This window comes from Leucobacter faecis, from assembly GCF_054456695.2.
In genome coordinates this window covers 41,895-64,132 of the sequence record NZ_JBTJER020000005.1, presented here as the reverse complement: position 1 = coordinate 64,132, position 22,238 = coordinate 41,895, and the positions used below count along the sequence as shown (strand labels likewise).

Here is a 22,238-nt window from a genome sequence, read left to right as displayed (position 1 = left end):
ATACCGCGATCGTTAGCGTGAGAGCGTTGGCCACGAGGAAGTGGCCGCCAGTTCAGATTTCAAAGGAGAAATTAGTGCTCGAGGCTACAAAGGACGAGGCCCACTCGACCTATCACGAGATATGGAAGTGGAGTCAGGCAGACCGAGAAGAGTTTTGGCTCGACAGTGCCAGACACATCACCTGGAGTGCCGCTCCGAGCCGGGCGCTCACCCAGCACAGCGAAACCGATTGGGAATGGTTTTCAGACGGTCAGATGAACGTTGCCTACAATGCGCTAGACCGGCACATTGAGGCCGGGCTGGGCACGCAAGCGGCCCTAATATACGACTCGGCGATGACCGGCACCCGCGTTGAAATCAGTTACGAACAGCTGCGAGATCGCGTTGCTCGTTTTGCCGGGGTGCTGCGCGCCCAAGGGGTCAACGTGGGAGACCGCGTGTTGCTCTACCTGCCGATGACACCAGAGGCCGTCATCGCAATGCTCGCATGCGCGCGCATTGGGGCGATTCACTCGGTAGTGTTTGGTGGCTTTGCCGCCAACGAGCTTGCGGTACGAATCAAAGACGCAAAGCCTAGGTTGATCGTGACCTCCTCGGGCGGGCTAGAGCCAAACCGCGCCGTAGAATACTTGCCGCTCGTATCTCGGGCGATCGAAATTTGTGGTGGGCGAGCCTCCGGTGTCGAAACCGTGATCGTGAGCGACCGTACCAGCGTCCCCGGCTCTGCCGCTGACTATGCAGCAGACTCTGCAGAGGCAGGCGACGGCGTCGCATGGCTCGATTGGGCCACGCTCGAAGCCGTGGCAGAACCGGCCAACCCGGTACCTGTTGACGCAACACATCCGCTCTACATTCTGTACACATCGGGCACCACTGGTAACCCCAAGGGAGTCGTGCGTGACAGCGGTGGCTACGCGGTCGCGCTGAGCTGGGTGATGCGCAACATTTACGACTTCGGTGTGGGAGACACGATCTTCACAGCGTCAGACGTGGGCTGGGTCGTCGGGCACTCTTTCATCGTGTACGGGCCGCTCCTCGCTGGCGGCACTACGGTGCTCTACGAAGGTAAGCCGGTGGGCACACCTGACGCGGGCGCCTTCTGGCGAGTGCTGTCAGAGTCGGGCGCCAAGGTGCTGTCGACCGCGCCTACCGCTCTGCGCGCCATTCGTCGCGAAGACCCAGACCTCCTCGAACTGCAGCGCTACGACCTCACGAAGCTTGAAGCCGTGTATCTTGCTGGCGAGCGCATGGACCCAGAAACCTGGCACTGGATCAATGAGGGGTTGCGCGTACCCATCGTCGACCACTGGTGGCAGACAGAAACCGGGTGGCCAATCTGCGCGAACCCGCGCGGCATCGAGGAGTTGCCCGCCAAAGCAGGCTCCACAACGGTACCCATGCCGGGGTTCGATGTGCGCATCGTCGACGGGGCGGGCAGTGACATCACCGCGCCAGATGCCGAGGGTAATATCGCGATACGTTTGCCACTGCCGCCCGGCGCGCTCCTCGAGATTTGGGGTGATCGGCAGCGGTTCGTCGACTCATACCTGTCTGCGTTTCCCGGCTACTATGCGACGGGCGATGCAGGGTATTTCGATGCAGACGGCTACCTGTTCGTGATGGGGCGCACCGATGACGTCATTAACGTCGCCGGGCACAGGCTCTCAACGGGTGCGCTCGAAGAAGTGCTCACGCAGCACCCGGCGGTAGCCGAGTGCGCGGTGATCGGCGCGCACGATCCACTTAAGGGTCAACGCGCCGCGGGGTTTGTCACTCTGAAACAGGGGGCAGGAATCTCGAAAGAAGAGCTTGCGCCGCAGCTCGTGCGCCTCGTGCGCGAACAGATCGGGCCCGTGGCAGCGTTTCGTGACGTGACGGTGGTTGACCGACTGCCCAAGACCCGCTCAGGCAAGATCCTGCGCAAAACAATGCGACAGATCGTCGATGGCGAGCCGTACACGGTGCCCGCCACGATCGAAGACGCCTCGGTCATTCAAACCCTCATCGACGCGTTACCAGACACGGTCTCGGCGCCGGCGACCGCGACGGTCACACTACCCAGGTAACACAACTTCGCTCGCGACCACGCGGTAATCCCACCGCGAGCAGCCCCGCCGCACAGGGCGGGGCATCCACACACATGAGGCAAGGAGGCCCCGTGTCTACTGACACCACCCAATCCGCGCATACGGATCCGGCAATTGATTACACCCAATTTCAAGCGCGCCCAGAATTTCAGGCCTATAAACGGAGGCTGCGCAGATTCGTCTTTCCGCTCACCGCATTCTTTCTGCTGTGGTTCTTTGGCTACGTGATCGTCGCAGCGTACGCCCACGACTTCATGGCCACCCCCATGTGGGGTCTCAACGTAGGGCTATGGCTCGGGCTGTTCCAGTTCGTTTCGACATTCGTGATCACGATGTCGTATGTGCGCTTTGCCAACCGAACCCTAGACCCCGAGACGGCGCGACTGCGCCGTGAGCTTGAGCAGCTTGACGAAAGCGACGCCGAAGGAGACGCACGATGATCGTTTCAGCACCTTTTCAGATGGTCGCATCAGACCAGAACCCCGTGATGAACATCTCGATCTTCTTGGCGTTCGTGGCGGTCACGATGGTGATCGTGATTCGCTCGAGCCGCACCAATAAGAGCGCGGCCGACTTCTACGCCGGTGGGCGCTCGTTCTCTGGGCGACAAAACGGCCTCGCAATCGCTGGCGACTACCTCTCGGCAGCGTCATTTCTCGGCATCGTGGGTGCCATCGCGATTAACGGCTACGACGGGTTTCTCTACTCAATCGGGTTTCTGGTCGCGTGGCTCGTAGCGCTGCTGCTGGTCGCCGAGCTGATGCGCAACACCGCCAAATTCACGATGGCAGACGTGCTCTCGTTTAGGCTGAAGCAACGCCCGGTACGCATGGCGGCGGCCCTCACAACACTTGCCGTGTCCTTCTTCTACCTGCTTGCCCAGATGGCGGGCGCTGGCGGCCTCGTGTCGCTGCTGCTCGGCATTCCCGCCGAGAACAAGGTTGCGACCTCGCTGGTCATCGCCGTGGTGGGCGTCGTCATGATGCTGTACGTGCTTATTGGCGGCATGAAGGGCACCACGTGGGTGCAGATTATCAAGGCGGTACTCTTGATCCTTGGCGCTTGCGCGATGACCATCTGGGTGCTCGCACTCAACGGGTTCAGCCTTGCTTCGGTGCTGCAGGGAGCAGTGGACAACGCAGAAAACGCGAACGGCATAGCGATTCTCGCCCCGGGCTTGCAGTACGGTGCGCTGCCGCTCGACTTCATTTCGCTTGCGGTTGCGCTCGTGCTCGGCACCGCAGGGCTGCCGCACGTGCTGATGCGCTTCTACACGGTGCCCACGGCGAAAGAGGCGCGCGGCTCAGTTGTGTGGGCGATCTGGCTCATCGGCATCTTCTACATCTTCACCCTCGTGCTGGGTTACGGCGCGGGTCAGTTGGTGGGGCCCGAAACGATCGCCAACGCCCCCGGCGGGCAGAACTCTGCTGCGCCGCTCCTAGCGCTTGAGCTTGGCGGGCCGCTCTTGCTCGGATTCATTTCTGCCGTGGCGTTCGCGACGATTCTCGCTGTCGTAGCAGGTCTTACGATCACCGCTTCGGCCTCGTTCGCACACGATATCTACAACAGCGTGATCAAGAAGGGCAAAGCATCGCCCAAGCAAGAGGTGCGGGTCGCCAAGATCACGACCCTCGTGATTGGCGCGTTCGCAATCATCGGCGGCATTGGCGTGCAGGGCCAAAACATTGCGTTCCTCGTTGCCCTCGCCTTCGCCGTCGCGGCGTCAGCAAACCTGCCGACGATCTTGTACTCGCTGTTCTGGCAGAAGTTCACGACCCGCGGTGCAGTGTGGTCGATGGTGGGCGGTCTCATCGCCGCCGTCGGGCTCATCGTCCTCTCGCCCGTGTTCTCGGGCAATGAGACGGCAATGCTCGGGGAGAACATCGACTTCGCGATCTTCCCACTCAAAAACCCCGGCATCGTGTCGATCCCGCTCGGCTTCTTCCTGGGCTGGCTCGGATCAGTGACCGACCCGGGTAAAGAGTCGAAGGCGCTCGCCGCCGAGATGGAGGTGCGTGCGCTTACGGGATTCGGGGCGGAGCCCCCGGCCCAGCACTAATCGCATCGGCGGGGCCCAGGCTCATAAGAGCCTGGGCCCCGCCGATCCGGCCTGAAGGCCCACTAATGCCCTACGCGAGCGACGACCCTAGCATTCGCGTAGTCTGGCAACCACACAGCGGCAACAAAGGGGTGGTGTGGTGGGCGCGCAAAACACTGAACAGCAGCTCGCTGAGCTGCGAGCCGAGAACGCTCGGCTCGCGAGCGAGCTTGAGGCAGCACAGGCGGCACAAGCGCCGCAGGCGGCGCAATCTGCGCAATCTACGCAGCCTGCGCACGATCCGGCGCAGCAGTACGCGAAGCCGGATCAGCGCCCCGCGGCCCCAGCCCGCCGCCGCTTCGGGCGCGGGCTGCTCTCGACCGTGCTCATCATTGTGGGTGCGCTGCTTGCGCCCGTCGCCGTCGTGTCGACCTGGGCGCACCACCAGCTCACCGATACGGCCTACTTCGTCGAGACGTTTGCGCCTCTCGCTGAGGACAGGGCGGTGCAAAACTTCGTCGCAGCAGAGGCTGTCGCCGCGATCGAAGCGCATGTCGACATCGACCAGATTGCAGACCAGCTCTTCGACGGGCTAGACGACCTGGGGCTCGAACCGCGCGCCCAGGCCGCGCTCACGCTGCTCAAAGCTCCCGCCGTGTCAGGGGTGAAGGGGCTCCTCGACGATACCGTGCACGACTTCGTCGCCTCAGACGCGTTCGCGACGATCTGGCGCGAGGCGCTGCAGATCACGCACACCCAACTCGTCAATACCGCGACGGGTAAAGAGGGATCCGCGATCACCGTCGCGCGTGGCCAGCAGCTGCAGCTCGAACTCAAACCCGTCATCGAGGCCGTAAAGACTCAGCTCGTGGCGCAGGGGTTTCCGCTCGCAGACAGCATTCCCGCCGTCTCGGGCTCGATCGTGATCGCCGAAGACGCATCGATTGGTGTGTACCTCACGATCTACCAGACCGTCGTCGCGGTAGGAGTCTGGCTGCCCTGGGTGTCACTAATCGTGCTCGCCGCGGGGGTGCTCGTAGCGCGCAGGCGCGTCTTTGCACTCACGGGCGCATCGGGCGCGGTGCTGCTGTCGATGGTGCTCGTGTGCAGCGGCATCAACATCGGCTCGAATGTTTTTGCGCTCGTCACCGCATCGACGATTCCGCACGACGCGGCGATCGCCCTCTACGGCGGGGCACTCAAATTCGTGATGAGCATGATTGTCTCACTCGCCACGTTCGCGGCCGCCCTCTTCGTGGTCACGCTGCTCGCGGGGCCCTGGTCGTGGGCACGCACGCTGCGCAGGCAAGCGCAGAAGCCCATTGCGGCAGTGCAGTCGATTGCCGAGCAGCACGGCATGACAACGGGCAAGTTCGGCGACTGGTTGTATCGCTGGCGCAGGCCCGCGCGGTATGCGGTCGGCATCGTGTGCGCCGCCCTGATCCTGCTCTTGCGGCCCCTCACCCCCGGCACGATCGTATGGATCGCGGTGCTCGGCGGCGCGCTCTTCGTCGCGATAGAAGCGCTCGCACGGCGACAGGCGTAAGCTCGAAGCGAGACCGGTGCTGGCACGGCACCCGCCACGATCAGGGAGGATGCAGTGGCCGACATTTCACCGCACACTGAAGACCCGCAGGGCCCGCTCGCGAGCGCGCTGCTGCGCGAGCACCACGAGATCGACGCTGGCATCGAAGCCTTCGCGGCGAGTGCTGCGAGTACTACTGCCTCGCCCGTCACACCCGAAGCGATGGCGGAGTGGGCGCGGCCGCTCACCGACGCGATGACCGCTCTGCGCCGGCACATCTACCTCGAAGAGGTGATCGTGTTTCCCAAAATTCGGCAGGGTGCGCTCATGATGGCGGTGATGGTGATGATCCGCGAGCATGGCGAGCTGTGGCGCGCGATGGACGCGCTCGACGCGCAGCTTGCGAGCGTGGCTGCTGCCTCGGGCACATCTGGCGCGGTAAATTCAGTGCCGGATCCCGATGCGCTGGTGGCTGACTGCCGCGGCATGCTCGAACTGCTCGAACGCCACAATATGAAGGAGGAGCCGGTGATCTACCCGCACCTCGACACCGATCTAGACGGCCCCACCGAACGCCTGCTGAGTGCGTTTTTGGTGGAGGGCGAAATGCCTGAGGGGTGGGTGTGTGAAGCAGCCCGGTAACGAGAATATTTTGCAGCGTGCGGTGGCGGCGGCGCTCAGACACCGCATCGTGCGCTCGTTCTTGCTGTACAGCGAGAAGCGCGGCTCTGAGCTTGCCGACAGCATCACCTATCGGGCGCTGTTTAGCGTGTTCGCTGGGGTACTGCTCACGTTTTCGCTGGCCGCGCTGTGGCTCGGTAGCGACCACGATGCGCTCAAAGCGGTCGAACGTGCGCTCAACACCGTGATCCCGGGGCTCGCAGACATCGTCGACATGGAGCAGGCGACGGCTCCGATCGAGTTCACGATCGTGGGTATTATCTCGCTGCTCGGTCTCGTGGGCGCCGGTATCAGCGCAATTGCAAGCCTGCGCACCGCGCTCGGAGTGCTCGACGACCGCATCCATGACGAGGGCAACTTTGTGTGGGTGCTGCTGCGTAACCTGTTCGTGGGCATCGGGTTTGCGGGTCTTGTGGGCGCTGCCGCCGTGCTCAGCATCGGTGCCGACGAGATCGTGGCGTGGCTGCTGCCCGCAATGCAGATCGATGAGGGCTCGTTCATGGCACGGGCGATTACGCGCGTGGCCAGCGTGATCGTCGTACTCGTGATTGACGCGGTTGCGGTCGCGCTCGTGTTTCGAGTGCTGTCGGGTATTCGCCCGCGCCAGCGCGATCTGTGGAAGGGGGCGGTGCTGGGAGCGGTGGGACTGACGGTGCTGCAACAACTGTCGAGTCTGTTTGTGAGCGGGGCCACTTCTAACCCGTTGCTTGCCTCGTTTGCGGCGTTAATCGCGCTGCTGCTGTGGCTCAACCTGTCGGCGCAGGTGATCTTGATCGCCAGCTGTTACATCTTTACCGCGACGGCCGAGGCACACGACAAGACCGGCCTCGAGCAGGGCGCGCACACGCTCGCACAGCGGCGCCTTAAACGCGCAGAAGACATGATGCGCGTGTCCCTTGAAGAGCTCGAAGCTGCGCAGAAGGCCGAAGCCGACGAAGCTTCGCGTGCCGAGAAGAAAGCCGAACGAGCGGCTCAAAAGGCGGCCCGATAGACTGCCCCCAGAGCCCCTGGAGGTAAAGTGACCGCGAAGACGCTGCCTGTAGCCGAACAAACCGAGCGCGAGCTCGTGATGGTATCTAATCGACTCCCCGTTGACCGAGTAACGCTCGAAGACGGCACGACGAGCTGGCGTGCCTCGCCCGGCGGGCTTGTCACCGCCGTCGAACCCATCGTTGAGCAGCTCGGCTGCGTGTGGGTGGGTTGGGCGGGTGATGCGGGTGAGCAGATCGAGCCGTTTGATGTCGGGCGCATGCGGCTCGCCCCGGTGATGCTCAGCGAAGATGAGGTCGCCGAGTACTACGAGGGATTCTCGAACGGTACCCTCTGGCCGCTGTACCACGATGTAATCGCGAAACCCGAGTATCACCGCGAGTGGTGGGACCGGTACAGGATCGTCAATCAGAAATTTGCTGACCGGGTGGCACAAGAAGCAAGCCAGGGTGCGATTGTGTGGGTGCACGACTACCAGTTGCAGCTCGTGCCCGACATGCTGCGCGCCGCCCGCCCCGACCTGACGATCGCGTTCTTTCTGCACATCCCGTTTCCACCGCGGCGTATCTTCGCGCAGCTGCCCTGGCGCCGGCAGATCGTCGAGGGGCTCTTGGGCGCCGACGTGATCGGGTTTCAGCGCGTCGCCGACGCGATCAGTTTTCGCGCCGTCGCCGAACGGTACGCCAAGGCTCCCGCGATCGGCAACACCGTGGTGGCGCCCGCCCACAATGGCCACCCGAGCCACACCGCGCTGGCACAAGAATTTCCCATCTCGATCGATGCCGCGGCGTTCGCCGAGATCGCCTCACGCCCCGAGATTCAGGCGCGCGCACAAGAGATTCGCCACGACCTCGGTAACCCCAAGACGATCATGCTGGGGGTCGACCGGCTCGATTACACCAAGGGCATTCGGCACCGTCTTAAGGCGTTCGACGAGCTCATGGCTGATGGCGAACTTGACCCCACAGACGCCGTGCTCGTGCAGGTGGCGAGCCCCAGTCGCGAGCGCGTGGACGCGTACAGGTTGCTGCGCGACGAAGTCGAGGTGACCGTTGGCCGCATCAACGGCGAGCGCGGCACGATCGGCCGCTCGCCCGTCATCTACCTGCACCGCAGTTTCACGAAGGACGAGATGGTGGCGCTGTACCTGGCCGCCGATGTGCTGCTCGTGACACCGCTGCGCGACGGCATGAACCTCGTCGCAAAAGAGTACGTGGCCTGCCGCGATGACGAGCGCGGTGCGCTCGTGCTGAGTGAGTTCGCGGGCGCGGCCGATGAACTCAAAGACGCGCTACTCGTAAACCCGCACGACATCGAGGGGCTCAAGGCTGCGATCTTGCGCGCCGCGCACATGCCCGAGCGTGAGCAAGCCCGGCGCATGCGCGGTATGCGCCGGGCAGTGCACGACAACGACGTTGCGCACTGGGCGCAGAACTACCTGGGCGCGGTGCACGCGGCGGCCGACGCCCGCGCTGTTGCACGCCGAGGCGGCCGCACTGAACCCATTCAGGTGTCGGCGGCGTACGTGCCAAGGCCTGTGGACGACCGCATCAGGCGCCTCGCGGCATCGCCGACGCTCACCGTCGCGATTGACTTCGACGGCACGGTGTCTCCGATCGTGGCGCGGCCGCAAGACGCGCGCATTTTGCCGCGAGCGCAGCAGGCGCTCGACGTGTTGCACACCGCCCCGGGGGTACGGGTCGTACTGTTGACGGGGCGCTCTCTCGAGGGGCTCGCTGAGACACGGGTTTCGAGTGACGGCTGGGTGATCTCGGGCTCGCACGGCGCCGAACTTGAGGGGCTGCCAGAGCTGGCCGCCGAGCTGGGGCAGCCGCTCACCGATGCCGAGCGGGCGCAGCTGCACAAAGCGAAGCGGCGCGTGCAGCGTGCACTCGGGCAGGTGCCCGGTGTGCGGCTCGAAGATAAACCGTTTGGGTTCGCGGTGCACACGCGCGAGGTGGCTGATCCGGTCGAGGCTGACGAGCTGCTCACGGCGGCCGTCGAAATCGGTGAGGCGGCGGGCATGCACACACGGTCGGGCAAGTGCGTGCGCGAGATCGCGGTGCGCGAGAGCGACAAGGGGGCGGTGCTCGGCCGTATCCGCGCGCACCTGCCCGCGGCGCCCGTACTGTTCTTGGGCGACGATGTCACCGACGAAGACGTGTTCACGGTGCTCGGTCCCGACGATCTCGGCATCAAGGTGGGCGACGGCGAGACCGCCGCGAGTGAGCGCATCGCCGACCCCGAGAGCGCGGCCGCGGTGCTCGCGATGCTTGCCCAGCTGCGCACCGGCACCGTCATCGGCTCGTAATCAGCGCCGGATCAGGGCCGGGCAGGCCGGCCGGGTAGCGTCGCCAGCGCCCAAGCGCCGACGAGACTGCATCGAAACGACGAGCCGGTATCGAAAATGCGTATTTATCGGGCCGGCTCGTTACTTCGATGCCGACTCGTGGTCGCGGCGCTCCGGACTCGTCGCAGCGAGGCTCGCGATGATGTCTTCGGTGTCTCCCTGCTCGACGATGCGGCCGTCACTCATGACGGCGGTACGGTCGGCCACGAGGCGCACCGCCGCAAGATCGTGCGAGATAAACACGATGGACAGGTTGCATCGCTCTTGGAGGTCAGCCAGCAACGACAGCACCCCCTGCTGGGTCGTGACGTCGAGGGCCGAGACGGCCTCGTCGCACACGAGCACATCTGGTCTGGCGGCGAGGGCGCGCGCGATCGCGACGCGCTGGCGCTGCCCGCCCGACAGCTGCGCGGGGTGCGCATCAAGCACGCTGGCGTCGAGTCCCACGAGTGCGAGTAGTTGGGCGGGGGATTCGGCGTCATTGCTTGTGGTGGGCGCGGCACTCGTCGCGACTGTCGGGCTCTCCGCGCCCGCCGCAGCCGTCGCGCCCGCCGCAGCACGCTGCACACGGTGTAGCGAAGCTTCGAGGATCCGCTGCACGCGCCACCTCGGGTCGAAGCTTGCGAGCGGGTCCTGTGGAATCAGTCGCACGCGAGTGCCTGGAGCGAGGGTGCGGGTGCCACGCTCGGGGCTCTGGGCGCCGATGATGACGCGACCGAGTGTGGTCTTGCCTGCGCCCGATGCTCCGACAACGCCGAGCGTCTCGCCCCTGCGCAGGGTGAGATCGACGTCAAACATGCCGGCGCGGGTGCCCCCGGGCGCCACGAAACTGCGGCTGGCGCCCTGCAGCTGCAGCACGGGTTCAGCAGAAGGAGTGTGCTGGCGCGCGGGCTTGGGGCCCGTGGGTATCGCGGCGACAAGCGCGCGCGTGGCCGCGTGCTGCGGTGCTGAGAGTACCTGCGCGGTGCCACCCGTTTCGACGATGCGGCCGCGCTCAAGCACTGCGATGCGGTCGGCCACGTGTGCGACGCTGGGCAGGTCGTGGCTGATGAGCAGCACGCCCCGGCCGCCCTGCACGATCTCACGCAGCTGCTGCTGCACACGCAGCGAGGTGGCCGGATCGAGCGCGGTCGTCGGCTCGTCGGCGATGAGCACGGCGGGGGAGCCGATGAGTGCTGCGGCGATGAGGGCGCGCTGGCGCATACCGCCTGAAAGTTCGTGGGGCCGCTGCCTCAGGCGAGCACGACCGTCCGGTAAGCCTGCACGCTCGAGCGCCGAGACAACACTGGCCCGCAGCGCTGCACCGCGCACACCGCGTATGGCGAGTGTTTCACCCACCTCCGCTTCGATGGTGCGCAGCGGGTCGAGCGACTGCAGCGCGTCTTGCATGACGAGGGCGATGCCGGGGCCGCGCACCCGACGCCACGCCCTCGGTGAAGCGTGCGTGAGGTCAACGTGTGCGAACTCATTGCTCGAAAGGCTGAGTGCGCTCGCCGACACCCGCCACGAGGGGTCACCCTGGGTGAGGCCGAGCAGCGTACGCGCGAGCACCGACTTGCCCGCGCCAGACTCTCCCACGATCGCGAGGCACTCGCCCGGCGCGACCGTCAGTGCGACGCCTTCGAGCACCGGCACACCGTTCGACGTAGTGACGTGCAGCCCCGACACGTGCAACCCCGGCACCTGCAACCCCGGCACCTGCAGCCCCGGCACTTGCAGCCCTGCTGCTCCGGGCAGTGTCTGAGCGTACGCGGCAGCGGGCCGCGATCCGGTGCTGGCCAGACCCCGTGAGCGAGCCCAGCCCCGTGAGCGGGCCCTGCCCTGTGAACGGGGTGCGCCAGCGGCGCGGCCCAGCACGGTGAGGGCGCTCGCGACGGCGACGATCGCGAGGCCGGGAAACAGGGTCATCCACCAGGCCGAGGTGAGGTAGACGCGGCCCGCGTTGAGCATCGCGCCCCACTCGGGGGCGGGCGGGGCGGTGCCGAGGCCGAGAAATCCGAGTGATGACACCCAGATGATCGACTGGCCGACGCCGAGCGTTGCGGCGGCGGCGAGCGGCCACAGTGAGTTGGGGGCGATGTGGCGGGCGAAGACGCTCGCACGCCCCGCTCCGTCGAGCCGTGCCCACTCGACGTAGGCACTGCTGCGCACGCCGCGCACGCGGGCGCGCAGCATGCGGGCGTACCCGGGAATGGTGGCGATGCCGATCGCGAGCACCGAGGAGGCAGTGCCGCCGCCCATCACCGAGATGAACAACAGCGCAAGCACGAGCGTGGGCAGCGCGAACAGCACCTCGAAAAGCCTTGCAAGGGCGCGGTCGGCAAGCCGCGGGCCGAGGCCAGCCGCGAACCCTCCCATAGCGCCGATGCCCGCGCTGATGAGTGTCGCCGCGACGCCAATACCAACCGACGCGCGGGCGCCGTGCACCACGCGGGTGAGCACGTCGCGCCCTGACTCGTCGGTGCCGAAGGGGTGCGCGAGCGAGGGCTGCGCGAACGCCTCTGCTGGGTTGATCGCGAGCGGGTCTCCAGGCGCGAGGAGCGCGGGCGCGGCCACGGCCGCGAGCGTCACGGCGACGACCGTGATGCTCGCGGCGACGGGCCACGTGATGCGCCGGGCCGTGAATCGTGTGGTCATGCGACGACCTCCTGAGGGCGAGCGGGGCGAGCGCGGCGAGTACGGCGAGCACGGCGTGCGCGTCGGTCGGGGTGTGATCCGGAGAGCAGCCGCGGGTCTACCGCGATTTCGATCGCGTCAGTAACGAGCATGATCACCACGTACGACAGCGCGATGATTGCGACGCCGCCCACCACGACCGGCACGTCGCGGCCGGTCGCGGCCTCGAGCAGCAGCCGGCCGAGACCCGGCCGGGCAAAGAGTGCTTCAACGACGACGGCGCCGCTCAAGAGCGAGCCGTAGGCCCAGCCAGACAGCGCCAACGCCGGCAGGGCCGCGTGTCGGATAGTGTGGCGCAGCGCCACGCGCGCCTCAGACGCTCCGCGGGCGCGGGCCGAGAGCGCGAAGGACGCGCTATCTGCCTCGGCGAGCGATGCGTGCATGATGTGCGCGAGGTACCCCGCTACGGGCACCGCGAGCGTGATGACGGGCAGCACGAGGCCAGATGCGCCCGTGCCGGTGACGGGCAGCAGCCCGAGTCCGCTCGCGAATACGAGAATGAGCAGCGCGCCGAGAAAGAACTGCGGCATCACCGAGGCGATCGTTTCGATGCTGTGCAGCGCCCCGCGCACGAGCCGTGCGGCCCGGCCACGAGTGGTTTGCGCGATCAGCACGCCCGCGAGAGCGAGTGCCCAGGCGAGGGCCAGTGAGAGGGTGGCGAGCAGCATGGTCGGTGGAAAGCTCGCGGCGAGCAGCTCTACGACCGGTTGCTTGCGGGCGTACGAGTCGCCCAGCTGCAGTGTGGCGACCTGCCAGAGCTGGCGCAGGTACTGCAGTGCGAGTGGCTGGTCGAAGCCGTAGGCCTCGGCCGCCGCGGCCTGGGCCTCAGGGCTCGCCTGAGACCCGGGGCCGCCCATGACCGCCTCGAGGGGGTCACCCGTCGCGCGCAAAGCGACGAACACGATGGTGGCCGTCGCCCACACGACGAGCGCCGCCGAGCCGAGGCGCGCGAGAATGGCGCGGGCGCAGGTCACGTCTTCGCTTAGCCCTGGGTGAGCTGAGCGTTGATGAACGTGGGCGTGCCTACGGTGCCGAGCGTGGTGACTCCCCGAACGTTGTGTGTGAGAAAGTGGTTCTGCTGGTCGTAGAGCGGCAGCAGCGCGTAACCTGCGAGGATGCGCTCTTGTGCCCGGGCATAGATCGCGTCGCGCTCGGCGCCGGGGTTGGTGGCGGCAGCTTCGGTGAGCAGCGCGTCGACCTGATCGTCGCGCAGCTGCGCGAGATTCGCGAAGTAGCCCGACGGCGCGGGCTCGATGCTGTCGGAGTGGTAGATGATGCGCAGCACGTCGGGGCCCACCTTGGTGTACGGTGCGCTTACCGCCTCGTATTCGTGGGTCGCAAGCCGTTCGTACCAGGTCGACAGGTCGACGGGCTCGAGCTGCACGTCGAAGCCGACGGCGCGGGTGTTTGCCTGAATCTGCTCGAACAGCGACTGCTCTGCCGCGGTCGACTGGTTCGTGCTTACCGGAAAGCGCACCGTGAGGCGCTGGCCATCTTTCTCGCGCACGCCGTCTGCCGCGGGTTGCCAGCCCGCTTCGTCGAGCAGCTTCTTTGCTGCTGCCGGATCGGTGGCGAACAGCGCTTCGTCGCCCACGGCGGTGGGCTCGGTGCTGGCGAGCGGCGAGAACGTTTGCGTTGCGGTGCCGTTAAACAGGGTGTCAATGCCGGGGCCGGGATCGGCCGACTTCACGAACGCTTCGCGCACGCGCTGGTCGTCAAACGGAGCCTGGCTGCTGTTGAACTCGATGCGGGCGGCCGCTCCTGGCCGCGGCGCATTGATGTGCTCGATGCCGGGCTGCTGGGCCTGCTGTGCTTGCTCGGCCGCCGCGATATCGGTGGGAAGCGGGTTATCGATGACGTGCACCTCGCCCGAAGCGAGGGCGGCCTGGCGCGTGGCTGCATCGGGGATGAACCGCCACTCAATGCGCTCGATATGCGCCGGGCCCTCGTGGTCAGCCTCGGGGCCGCTCGTCGCGTAGTCATCGTTGCGTGTGAGGGTGACGCGCTGCTGCGGCTCCCATGTGTCAACGACGAAGGGGCCGGTGCCGATGGGTGCCTTGCAGTTGGCGTCCATGCCCCGCTCGATGCCCGCGGGCGACTGCATGGCCGTCCAGGGCTGGCTGAGCGACTCGAGCAGCGCCGAGTCAGGGGCTGAGAGCGTGAACTGCACATGAGCCGGGTCTACGACCTCGATGCCCGCAATCTTGGCGGTGGCCAGGTACCCCGTTGAAGACTGCGTGTCGGGGTCCTGTAGGTGCTCGATGTTGGCCTTCACCGCGGCCGCATCGAAGGGGGTGCCATCGGTGAACGTGACGTCGCTTGCGAGCGTAAGGTCCCAGGTGAGGCCGTCGTCACTTACCTGCCACGCCTCGGCCAACCAGGGCTGAATGCTGCCGTTTGCGTCACGACCCACGAGTGGCTCGAGGTATTGCGTCGAAATCAGCGCCTGCGGGTAGTTGCCGCCCACGTGCGGGTCGAGGCAGGTGGGTTCTGCGTCACCGGTCGCGTACACGAGGGTGCCGCCGTCCCCGGGCTCAGCCTGTGCGCCGTCTGCTTGGGGTGCGCATGAGGTGAGCGCGAGGGTGGCGATCACGCAGGCCGAGGTGATGGCGGCCGTGAGTGTCGAGGTGGGGCGAGACTGCATGTGTGTGGCTCTCTTCTGCGAAAACTTGCCAAATACGGCTTTGTTAGCTCGGGTATAACAAATGCGAGTGTAGCGGATGCGCCGATACAGTGGTGGCATGAGCACTCCCTCACGCGGCCGTCCGCCCGCCTCATCCCGCGAGGTGCTCGCCGACGCCGCGCTCGAACTCTTTCTTGAGTGCGGTTATGAGGCCACCTCGATTACCGAGATCACCCGCCGTGTTGGGGTGAGCCGCGCAAGCTTCTTCAACTACTTCACGAGCAAGCCCCAGACCCTGTGGTTTGTGCTCGATGAGCGCCTTGATGCGCTTGAGGTGGCCCTCGACGCACGGGACCTCACGTTCGAGGCTGCGCTCGCCGCCGCGGCGTCGGGTAATAGGCCCGATACACTCGCACTCGCGATCGTCGACGCACGCACGATGGGAGCAGAGGCAGAACTTGCCAGGGGCCGCGCCGACCGTCAACTGCGCGTGGCGCACGCGATCGCCGCACGGCTTGAACGGAGCGGCGCGCGCAGCCTTGACGCTCAGATTGCGGGCGGCGGGTACGCGGCGGCGTTATTTGCGGCGGTGTGGTCGTGGGCCGCGCGCGGTGCGGGCCGCCACAGTCTCAACGACGAGATCGCGGCGGCGCTCGCAGAGGCCAAGCGACTTATGCCGGGCGGCGATCTTGAAACGCGGTCTTCGGCACGATAAACAGCAGCGCGGCCGCCGCCACGATCGCAGACAACCCACACACGAGCCACACGGTGACATAGCCTGCGAATGATCCGGCGGTCGCGTCTGTTCCGGCCGCAGCACCGGTCGCGCCGTGCATGAGCGCGATCCCAAAGATGGCCGAGGCAACAGCCCCGCCCACGGTCTTCGTCGAGTTCGTGAGCCCGGTCGCGACGGCCGTCTGCGAATCGGGCGCGCCAGCGGCGGCGGCGGCGGGCAGCGCCGCGACGAGCGCGCCCGAGCCGATACCGGCGATAAACATGTTCGTGACGACCTGGCTAAACGAGCCGTGAAGCGGCACAAACATCAGGTAGCCCACCCCCACGAGCACCGCCGCGAAGGTGAGCGCGAGCCGCGGCGTCACAGCGCGCGCGATACGCGGAAACAGCAGCGCGCCTGTGATCATGCCGATCAGGTACACCCCGATCGCGAGCGACGTGGTGAAGCCGCCCGCGCCAATACCGTAGCCGTAGACCGCGGGGTCGGTGCGCATGAACGTCGACAGCGGAGCCTGGGCGCCGAGCACGCTCATGCCAAACAGGCCGGCCGTGAGGAATACCGGAGCAAGCGCCGGCGAGCGAAACATGCGCACATCGATGACCGGGTCTTTGTGGCGCAGCTCCCACATCGTAAACGGCCACACAAGCACGAGCCCGAGCGCAGTGACAATCCAGGCGAGGGGGCTCTCGACCCCGTTGAGGCGCATGAGGCTGAGCCCACCGGTGAACGCGAGAATCGCGAGCGACACGAGCACAATGCCTACCGTGTCGAGTGTGCCGCCGGTCTGATGCTCAGACTCTTGCACGCCAAACAAGATCACGCCAAAGCACACCACCACGAGCAGCCCAGGAATCAGCAGCACCGGCACCAGCGGCAGCGTGTCAATGAGCTGCCCACCAATGAGTGCCCCGCTGATCGCGCCCGCTTCGAGCGCCGCGACGAGAATTCCGGCCGCTTTTGCCGTAAGCGCGCCGCGCCCCTCGCGGCCGCGACTGCGCGACCAAACCAGAGCGATCTCAAGCGGCAACCACACGACGTAGAAACCTTGAATCGTCCAGCACGCGAGAAACACGGCGAAGTTGGGTGCAAAGGGCAGCGCGAGCGAGGCGAGCCCCGTGATCGCGGTCGACCACAGCAGAATGCGCCGGTGACCCACCATGTCGCCGAGCTTTGCGAGCGCTGGCACGACGAGCGCTGACAGCATCAGCTGCGACCCCTCGAGCCAGTTGACGTCGGCGTCGGGCACCCCCAGGTGGCGGGCGATGTCGGTGAGCATTGGCGTGTAATACCCCTGCAAGAACCCGCTCGTGTACTCGACGAACGCGAGAAATCCCACGACGCTCGCCAGCACGCCGAGGCGGGCCTTGCCGCCGGTTTTGCCTGCTGCTCCGGATCGGTGCCCTGCGGTCACTGGGCACCCCCTGGAATCGATTGGATAAGTGCGCGATGAAAAACCTCGCCGCGCACGAGTTCAGATATTTCGACGCGCTCGTCCACGCCGTGAATGGTGGCGCGCAGCTCGCCGGGCATAGCGAGCGGGGCGAATCGGTAGCAGGCCGGAGCAAAAGCGTGAAAGTAGCGGGAATCGGTGGCCGCCATCATCACGTACGGCACCGGCATCGCCTGCGGGTGCGACTCCGCCACGGCGGCAGACAGTAGGGCGAACTGCGCGTTCTCGGCGCTCGACTCGGGGGACGGCTCGCCCGCTTCGAGTACTTCGACCCGCACGTGCCGGTCACCGATGCGGCGGCGTAGCCGCCGCGCGGTGCCCGCGACGCTCTCGCCCAGGGCGATGCGCAGGTTGATGGTCGCAGACGCCTGCGCCGGCAGCACATTCTGGGCTGACCCGCCCGCGAGCATGGTGGGGGCTACGGTGGTGCGCACGAGGGCGGCGGGCTCGCCTCCGAGCCGCGTGAACAGCTTCGCGGTGAGCCACGGCGACGCTGCGAGGGATCGGTAGAACCACCGGGCCGGGCCACGCGTGCGGGTCGCAAACTTTGTGAGCATCGTTGACACTGCCAGCGGCGTGCGCGCCGCGAACATGCCGGGTGTGAGCCGTGACACGGCCCGTGCGACGCGCCCCACCGCGGTGATGCTGGGCGGCGCTGAGGCGTGGCCGCCCGCACCGCTGGCCGACAAACGTACGGTGGTGGCGCCCTTTTCGCCGACCCCGATCATCGCGGCCTCGCCGCGCACAAAGGGGAGGGGAGCCGCTACGACCGCACCGCCTTCGTCGAGCACGAGCCACGGTGTGAGCCCGCGGTCTTGAAACGTTTGTGCAATCGCTCGTGCGGCGTCGCCGTAGGACTCCTCGTTGCCGCCAAGCGAAAGATACACGTCGCGCTCGGGCGTAAACCCGGCTGCGAGTAGGTTCTCGACGGCCTCGAGCATGACGAGCAGAGGGCCCTTGTCATCGAGGGCGCCGCGCCCGTGTACGAAACCATCTTTGATGACGCCAGCAAACGGCGGCACGCCCCATCCGTCTGCCGCTGCCGCGGGCACGACGTCGAAGTGCGCCATCAGCACGACCGGGTCCGCGCTCGTGTCTCGGCCCTGCCACCGGTACAGCGCCCCGAGGTCGGTGATGCGCTCGCGCGACAGCCACTCGTGAACGAGCGGATACTCAGCCTCGAGTAGCTCCAAAAACTCGGCGAACGGTGCGAACTCTGAGTCGCTGGCCCCCAACTTGCCGAGCTCGGCCGAGACCGTGCGCAGCTGGATCATGCGCGAGAGCCGCTCGGCCGCGCCGGTTCGTGGGACGACAGTGTCTACCATGGCCCTAGGCTATAGCGTCGCGCCGAGTCTGGTGCCCTGCGCGATCGCGCGTTTTGCGTCGAGCTCGCCCGCCCGGTCGGCGCCGCCAATCAAGTGGGCCGAGACGCCGTCGGCCGCGAGCGCCGCGTGCAGCGTGCGATCCGAGTCCTGCCCAGTGCAGATCACGATCGTGTCGACCTCGAACGTGCGCAGCTTGCCGCCCACTCGTGCGGTGAGCCCGGCATCATCGATCGCTACATACTCGGCGCCGGGAATCATGAGCACATCACGGCGTGCGAGCTCGGCTCGGTGGATCCAACCGGTCGTCTTGCCAAGTCCTGCGCCCAGCTTGGTGTCTTTGCGCTGCAGCATGATCACTGAGCGGCGGGGCAGGCCGCGGGCAAGGCCGCCTGCGCCTTGCTGCTCGGCGAAGCCATCTGGCGACGCCGGATCAACGCCCCAGTGCGCGAGAAACGCGTCGATGTCGCGGGGGTCTGCGGGGTGCTCGTCGGTGAGAAACTCGGCGACGTCGAACCCGATGCCGCCCGCGCCCAAGATAGCGACGCGCTCGCCCACGGCGGCGCCGTGGCGCAGCACATCGATGTAGCTCACAACGCTCGCGTGATCGAGCCCGGGCACCGCGGGGAGGCGCGGTGTGACGCCTGTCGCGACAACGATCTCGTCGAAGCCTCGCAGATCGCCTGGGGTTGCGCGGTGGCCGAGTCGCACGGTGACGGCGCTCTCTGCCAGCTGCCCCGTAAAGTAGCGCAGTGTCTCGCGAAACTCGCTCTTGCCGGGCACCTTCAGGGCCATGTTCAGCTGTCCGCCCAGTTCGGTGGCAGCCTCGAACAGTGTGACGCGGTGCCCGCGGGCGGCGGCGGTGGCGGCACAGGCGAGCCCTGCGGGCCCCGCGCCCACAACCGCGATCGTTCTCGGGTGCGTGACCGGCTCGATCGTGAACTCGGTCTCGTGGCCAGCGCGCGGGTTGACGAGGCACGAGGCAGGTTTGCCCACGAACGCGTGATCGAGGCACGCCTGGTTGCAGGCAATGCAGGTGTTGATGCGCCAGGGGGTGCCCGCCCGTGCCTTCGCGACGAAATCGGGGTCGGCGAGAAACGGCCGTGCGAGTGATACCGCGTCGGCCGCGCCCTGTGCGAGCAAACTTTCTGCCTCGGCGGGCATATTAATGCGGTTTGCCGCGATGAGCGGCACACTCACCTCGCCCATGAGTCGCTTGGTCACCCACGCGAACGCACCGCGTGGCACAGGGCTCGCGATGGTCGGAACGCGGGCCTCATGCCAACCGATGCCAGTGTTGATGATGCTGGCGCCCGCGGCTTCAACGCGCTGAGCAAGCTCGATCACCTCGGGAAGTGTTGACCCGCCGGTTACCAGGTCGAGCATTGAAATGCGGGCCACGATAATGAAGGCGTCACCGCATGCCGCGCGCACGCGGCGCACGATTTCGGAGGGAAAACGTAACCGGTTCTCGAGGCTGCCGCCCCACCTGTCGGTGCGGTGGTTGGTGACCGGGGCGGTGAACTGATTGATCAGGTACCCCTCGGAGCCCATGATTTCGACCCCGTCGTAGCCTGCGGCCTGCGCGCGAAGCGCGGCGCTCACATAGTCGTCGACGGTGCGGTCCACCTCGGCGTCGCTGAGTGCGCGCGGAATGAGGGGTGAAATGGGGGCCTGAATGGCACTGGGCGCGACGAGGTTTTCATGCGCCGCGTAGCGACCAGCGTGCAATAGTTGCAGGGCGATGCGGCCGCCCACCTCGTGCACCGCGCTGGTGACGAGACGGTGGCCCGCGATGCCTGCATCTGAGTCGATTGCGCGTTCGCGCGGGCTGAGCCTGCCAGCAGCGTTGGGGGAGACACCGCCTGTGATGATCAAGGCGGGGCCCTGTGCGGCGCGCTCTCGATAGAACGCGGCGAGCTTTGCGTGCCCGCCCTCGGCGTCTTCAAAACCCAGGTGCATCGACCCCATGATGATGCGGTTGGGGAGCTTTGTGAACCCGAGATCGAGGGGTTCAAAGAGGCGGGGAAACTGCGGCCGCGGGGTGGGCGCGGCGAGAGGTGTCTTCGTTGACATAGGGTGTGCACCGTTCGTTCGGAATCTACTCGAACGTAGCGTGTGATGGGTGCCGGCGTCGAACACGATGTAGCGAGTGTACAAAACCTAAGGGGGTGGGGCCGAAGCCCCACCCCCTCGGTGTCAATCACTCACGCTGCGGTGAGCGGAAAGAACTTAGATGGCGCGGATGTTGCTCGCCTGCAGACCCTTGGGGCCCTGCTCGATGTCGAACTCGACGCGCTGCTCTTCGAAGAGGTCGCGACGGCCGTTGCCCTGGATGGCGCTGAAGTGTGCGAACACGTCAGACGAGCCCTCGTCGGGGGTGATGAAGCCGAAGCCCTTTTCAGAGTTGAACCATTTCACGGTGCCGGTGGCCATACTGTATTTCCTTTGTTATTGCTGGGCTTTGGAGCCCGTGGTGCCACGGCGACGGTGCCGACGTGGAGACTGGTGAAGCATTGCCACGCGAACGCGGCTTAAAACGTGCTGGAAGTTCCCTACGTTCGGCATTACTGGTCTTGCAGGTGAGCTTATCCTACGGTTCGTGTGCGGCGACAGTATCGTGACCCGTTTGTGTCTTTTCTTTTCACTTGTTGTGTGAATCCCGCGGTTTAGGGGCGGTATTTCGGCGTGTCGTGCGGCGGGCCGTGCGGGGCGTGGCAGGCGGCATTGCCGGGTGAAAGATTTTGACATCGCGAGCTGCGGGCGTATTGTTGTTCGCGTGACGAGCTTATGGTCAAGATGACTTTAAGTGTGAGCGAGTGGAGGCCAAGGTGGACTACGCGGCACTGAGTGCGAGTGAACGGCGGTTTTTGCCGCCCGCCGTTGCGGTCTCAACGATCGCGTTTGCACTCGCGCCGCCTGGGCACGCAGAGCCCCGGGGCGACGAACTCGGCTTGTGGCTGCCGCTCGTGCGGCGCACTCGCGCCCCATTTCTTGATCGGTGGGCGCTTCCTGGTGGCGCGACCCAGTGGGACGAGACCCTCTCGGACACCGCCCGACGAACGTTGACAGACGCTGTGGGCGGTGCCCCCGGATATTTGGAGCAGCTGTACTCGTTTGGGAGTGTCGAACGCTCGGCTGACGCACAGCGGTTGGTGACGATTGCGTACTGGGCGCTCTACAACGGACCCGCGTTGGCGCAGGCCGAGCGCCATGCCGCTGGGCGCAACGTGGCGTCGCCGAGTACGGCGCAGCGCTCAGCTCACGAGAACCGTGCACGGCGGTGGGACGATCCGGAGCCGCTGGAAAGCGAGTCGCCGGGGCAGCGCGACACAGCGCCTGAGCCCGCAATAGATACGCTGCAGCTGAGCTCGCTGCCCGATGAAGCCGCGAGCAACGTGGCCTGGTTTTCGACGAACAGACTGCCCCAGCTGGCGTTTGATCACGCAGAGATTGTGGCTCACGCGTTCGAACGTTTGCGCAGCAAGACAGAGTACGCGCAGGTCGCGCACCGGTTCTTGGGCGAGTCGTTTACGCTCGCGCAGCTGCGACGCGTGCACGAGGCGGTTCAGGGCCGCACGGTGGATCCGGCGAACTTTCGAAGGCAGGCCCTCGCGCAGGGCACGCTCGAGGAGACGGGGGGCGTCGAATCGGGTACGAGGCATCGCCCAGCTAAGCTCTACCGCTTTGCGGGCGGGCCGCCGGGTTCTCCGTAAGCACATGGCCTCACCCCAAGCTTCACCCCAGACTTCACAACAGA

Annotated in this window: 16 protein-coding genes; 9 read left to right on the top strand and 7 right to left on the bottom strand. The window is 66.1% G+C overall.

Annotated elements, in window-relative coordinates; all coding sequences use genetic code 11:
* The first annotated feature begins 74 nt into the window (after positions 1 to 74).
* From ACXR2W_RS07025 to ACXR2W_RS06995, 7 genes are all read left to right on the top strand, one after another.
* Positions 75 to 2,066 carry an AMP-binding protein gene (locus ACXR2W_RS07025; protein WP_458813600.1) on the top strand — a complete coding sequence of 664 codons (1,992 nt, stop codon included), beginning with the start codon at positions 75 to 77 and terminating at the stop codon, positions 2,064 to 2,066.
* A 92-nt stretch (positions 2,067 to 2,158) separates the two neighbouring features.
* Positions 2,159 to 2,527 (top strand): DUF485 domain-containing protein, encoded by a 369-nt coding sequence (locus ACXR2W_RS07020; RefSeq protein ID WP_458813598.1) that lies wholly within the window; start codon positions 2,159 to 2,161, stop codon positions 2,525 to 2,527.
* A complete protein-coding gene (locus tag ACXR2W_RS07015; protein WP_458813596.1) occupies positions 2,524 to 4,146 on the top strand; it encodes a monocarboxylic acid transporter in 1,623 nt (540 codons plus the stop codon). The genes ACXR2W_RS07020 and ACXR2W_RS07015 overlap by 4 nt, the downstream gene beginning before the upstream one ends.
* Before the next feature lie 139 nt (positions 4,147 to 4,285).
* On the top strand, positions 4,286 to 5,671 hold the full coding sequence (locus tag ACXR2W_RS07010; RefSeq protein ID WP_458813592.1) for a hypothetical protein: 1,386 nt from the start codon (positions 4,286 to 4,288) through the stop codon (positions 5,669 to 5,671).
* A gap of 54 nt (positions 5,672 to 5,725) precedes the next feature.
* On the top strand, positions 5,726 to 6,292 hold the full coding sequence (locus ACXR2W_RS07005) for a hemerythrin domain-containing protein (RefSeq protein WP_458813590.1): 567 nt from the start codon (positions 5,726 to 5,728) through the stop codon (positions 6,290 to 6,292).
* Positions 6,276 to 7,322 carry a YihY/virulence factor BrkB family protein gene (locus ACXR2W_RS07000; RefSeq protein ID WP_458813588.1) on the top strand — a complete coding sequence of 349 codons (1,047 nt, stop codon included), beginning with the start codon at positions 6,276 to 6,278 and terminating at the stop codon, positions 7,320 to 7,322. Before ACXR2W_RS07005 ends, ACXR2W_RS07000 begins: the two co-directional genes overlap by 17 nt.
* A gap of 27 nt (positions 7,323 to 7,349) precedes the next feature.
* Positions 7,350 to 9,632: a bifunctional alpha,alpha-trehalose-phosphate synthase (UDP-forming)/trehalose-phosphatase gene (locus tag ACXR2W_RS06995; RefSeq protein WP_458813586.1), complete on the top strand. Its 2,283-nt coding sequence runs from the start codon at positions 7,350 to 7,352 to the stop codon at positions 9,630 to 9,632.
* Positions 9,633 to 9,752: 120 nt separating this feature from the next.
* On the opposite strand, the gene ACXR2W_RS06990 is transcribed toward ACXR2W_RS06995, so the two are convergent.
* The 3 genes from ACXR2W_RS06990 to ACXR2W_RS06980 are packed head-to-tail and all read right to left on the bottom strand — an operon-like array spanning position 9,753 to position 14,991.
* The gene (locus tag ACXR2W_RS06990) at positions 9,753 to 12,308 is read right to left on the bottom strand and encodes an ATP-binding cassette domain-containing protein (RefSeq protein WP_458813584.1); all 2,556 of its coding nucleotides are present in this window, start codon (positions 12,306 to 12,308) and stop codon (positions 9,753 to 9,755) included.
* A complete protein-coding gene (locus ACXR2W_RS06985) occupies positions 12,305 to 13,321 on the bottom strand; it encodes an ABC transporter permease (RefSeq protein ID WP_458813582.1) in 1,017 nt (338 codons plus the stop codon). The genes ACXR2W_RS06990 and ACXR2W_RS06985 overlap by 4 nt, the downstream gene beginning before the upstream one ends.
* 8 nt (positions 13,322 to 13,329) lie before the next feature.
* A complete protein-coding gene (locus tag ACXR2W_RS06980; RefSeq protein ID WP_458813580.1) occupies positions 13,330 to 14,991 on the bottom strand; it encodes an ABC transporter substrate-binding protein in 1,662 nt (553 codons plus the stop codon).
* Positions 14,992 to 15,088: 97 nt separating this feature from the next.
* Here ACXR2W_RS06980 and ACXR2W_RS06975 point away from each other — a divergent pair, with 97 nt between their 5' ends.
* A complete protein-coding gene (locus ACXR2W_RS06975) occupies positions 15,089 to 15,685 on the top strand; it encodes a TetR/AcrR family transcriptional regulator (RefSeq protein ID WP_458813578.1) in 597 nt (198 codons plus the stop codon).
* On the opposite strand, the gene ACXR2W_RS06970 is transcribed toward ACXR2W_RS06975, so the two are convergent.
* The 4 genes from ACXR2W_RS06970 to ACXR2W_RS06955 all read right to left on the bottom strand — a co-directional run bounded on the left by ACXR2W_RS06970 (position 15,642) and on the right by ACXR2W_RS06955 (position 20,914).
* Positions 15,642 to 17,117: an MFS transporter gene (locus tag ACXR2W_RS06970; RefSeq protein WP_458813576.1), complete on the bottom strand. Its 1,476-nt coding sequence runs from the start codon at positions 17,115 to 17,117 to the stop codon at positions 15,642 to 15,644. The genes ACXR2W_RS06975 and ACXR2W_RS06970 overlap by 44 nt on opposite strands.
* Positions 17,114 to 18,481 carry a M20/M25/M40 family metallo-hydrolase gene (locus ACXR2W_RS06965; protein WP_458813574.1) on the bottom strand — a complete coding sequence of 456 codons (1,368 nt, stop codon included), beginning with the start codon at positions 18,479 to 18,481 and terminating at the stop codon, positions 17,114 to 17,116. The genes ACXR2W_RS06970 and ACXR2W_RS06965 overlap by 4 nt, the downstream gene beginning before the upstream one ends.
* Before the next feature lie 9 nt (positions 18,482 to 18,490).
* Positions 18,491 to 20,554: an oxidoreductase gene (locus ACXR2W_RS06960; RefSeq protein WP_458813572.1), complete on the bottom strand. Its 2,064-nt coding sequence runs from the start codon at positions 20,552 to 20,554 to the stop codon at positions 18,491 to 18,493.
* Between the two features lie 156 nt (positions 20,555 to 20,710).
* Entirely contained in the window at positions 20,711 to 20,914 is a 204-nt protein-coding gene (locus ACXR2W_RS06955) for a cold-shock protein (RefSeq protein ID WP_458813570.1), read from the bottom strand.
* A 383-nt stretch (positions 20,915 to 21,297) separates the two neighbouring features.
* On the opposite strand from ACXR2W_RS06955, the gene ACXR2W_RS06950 reads away from it, so the two are divergent.
* A complete protein-coding gene (locus ACXR2W_RS06950) occupies positions 21,298 to 22,194 on the top strand; it encodes an NUDIX hydrolase (protein WP_458813568.1) in 897 nt (298 codons plus the stop codon).
* Positions 22,195 to 22,238: the final 44 nt, after the last annotated feature.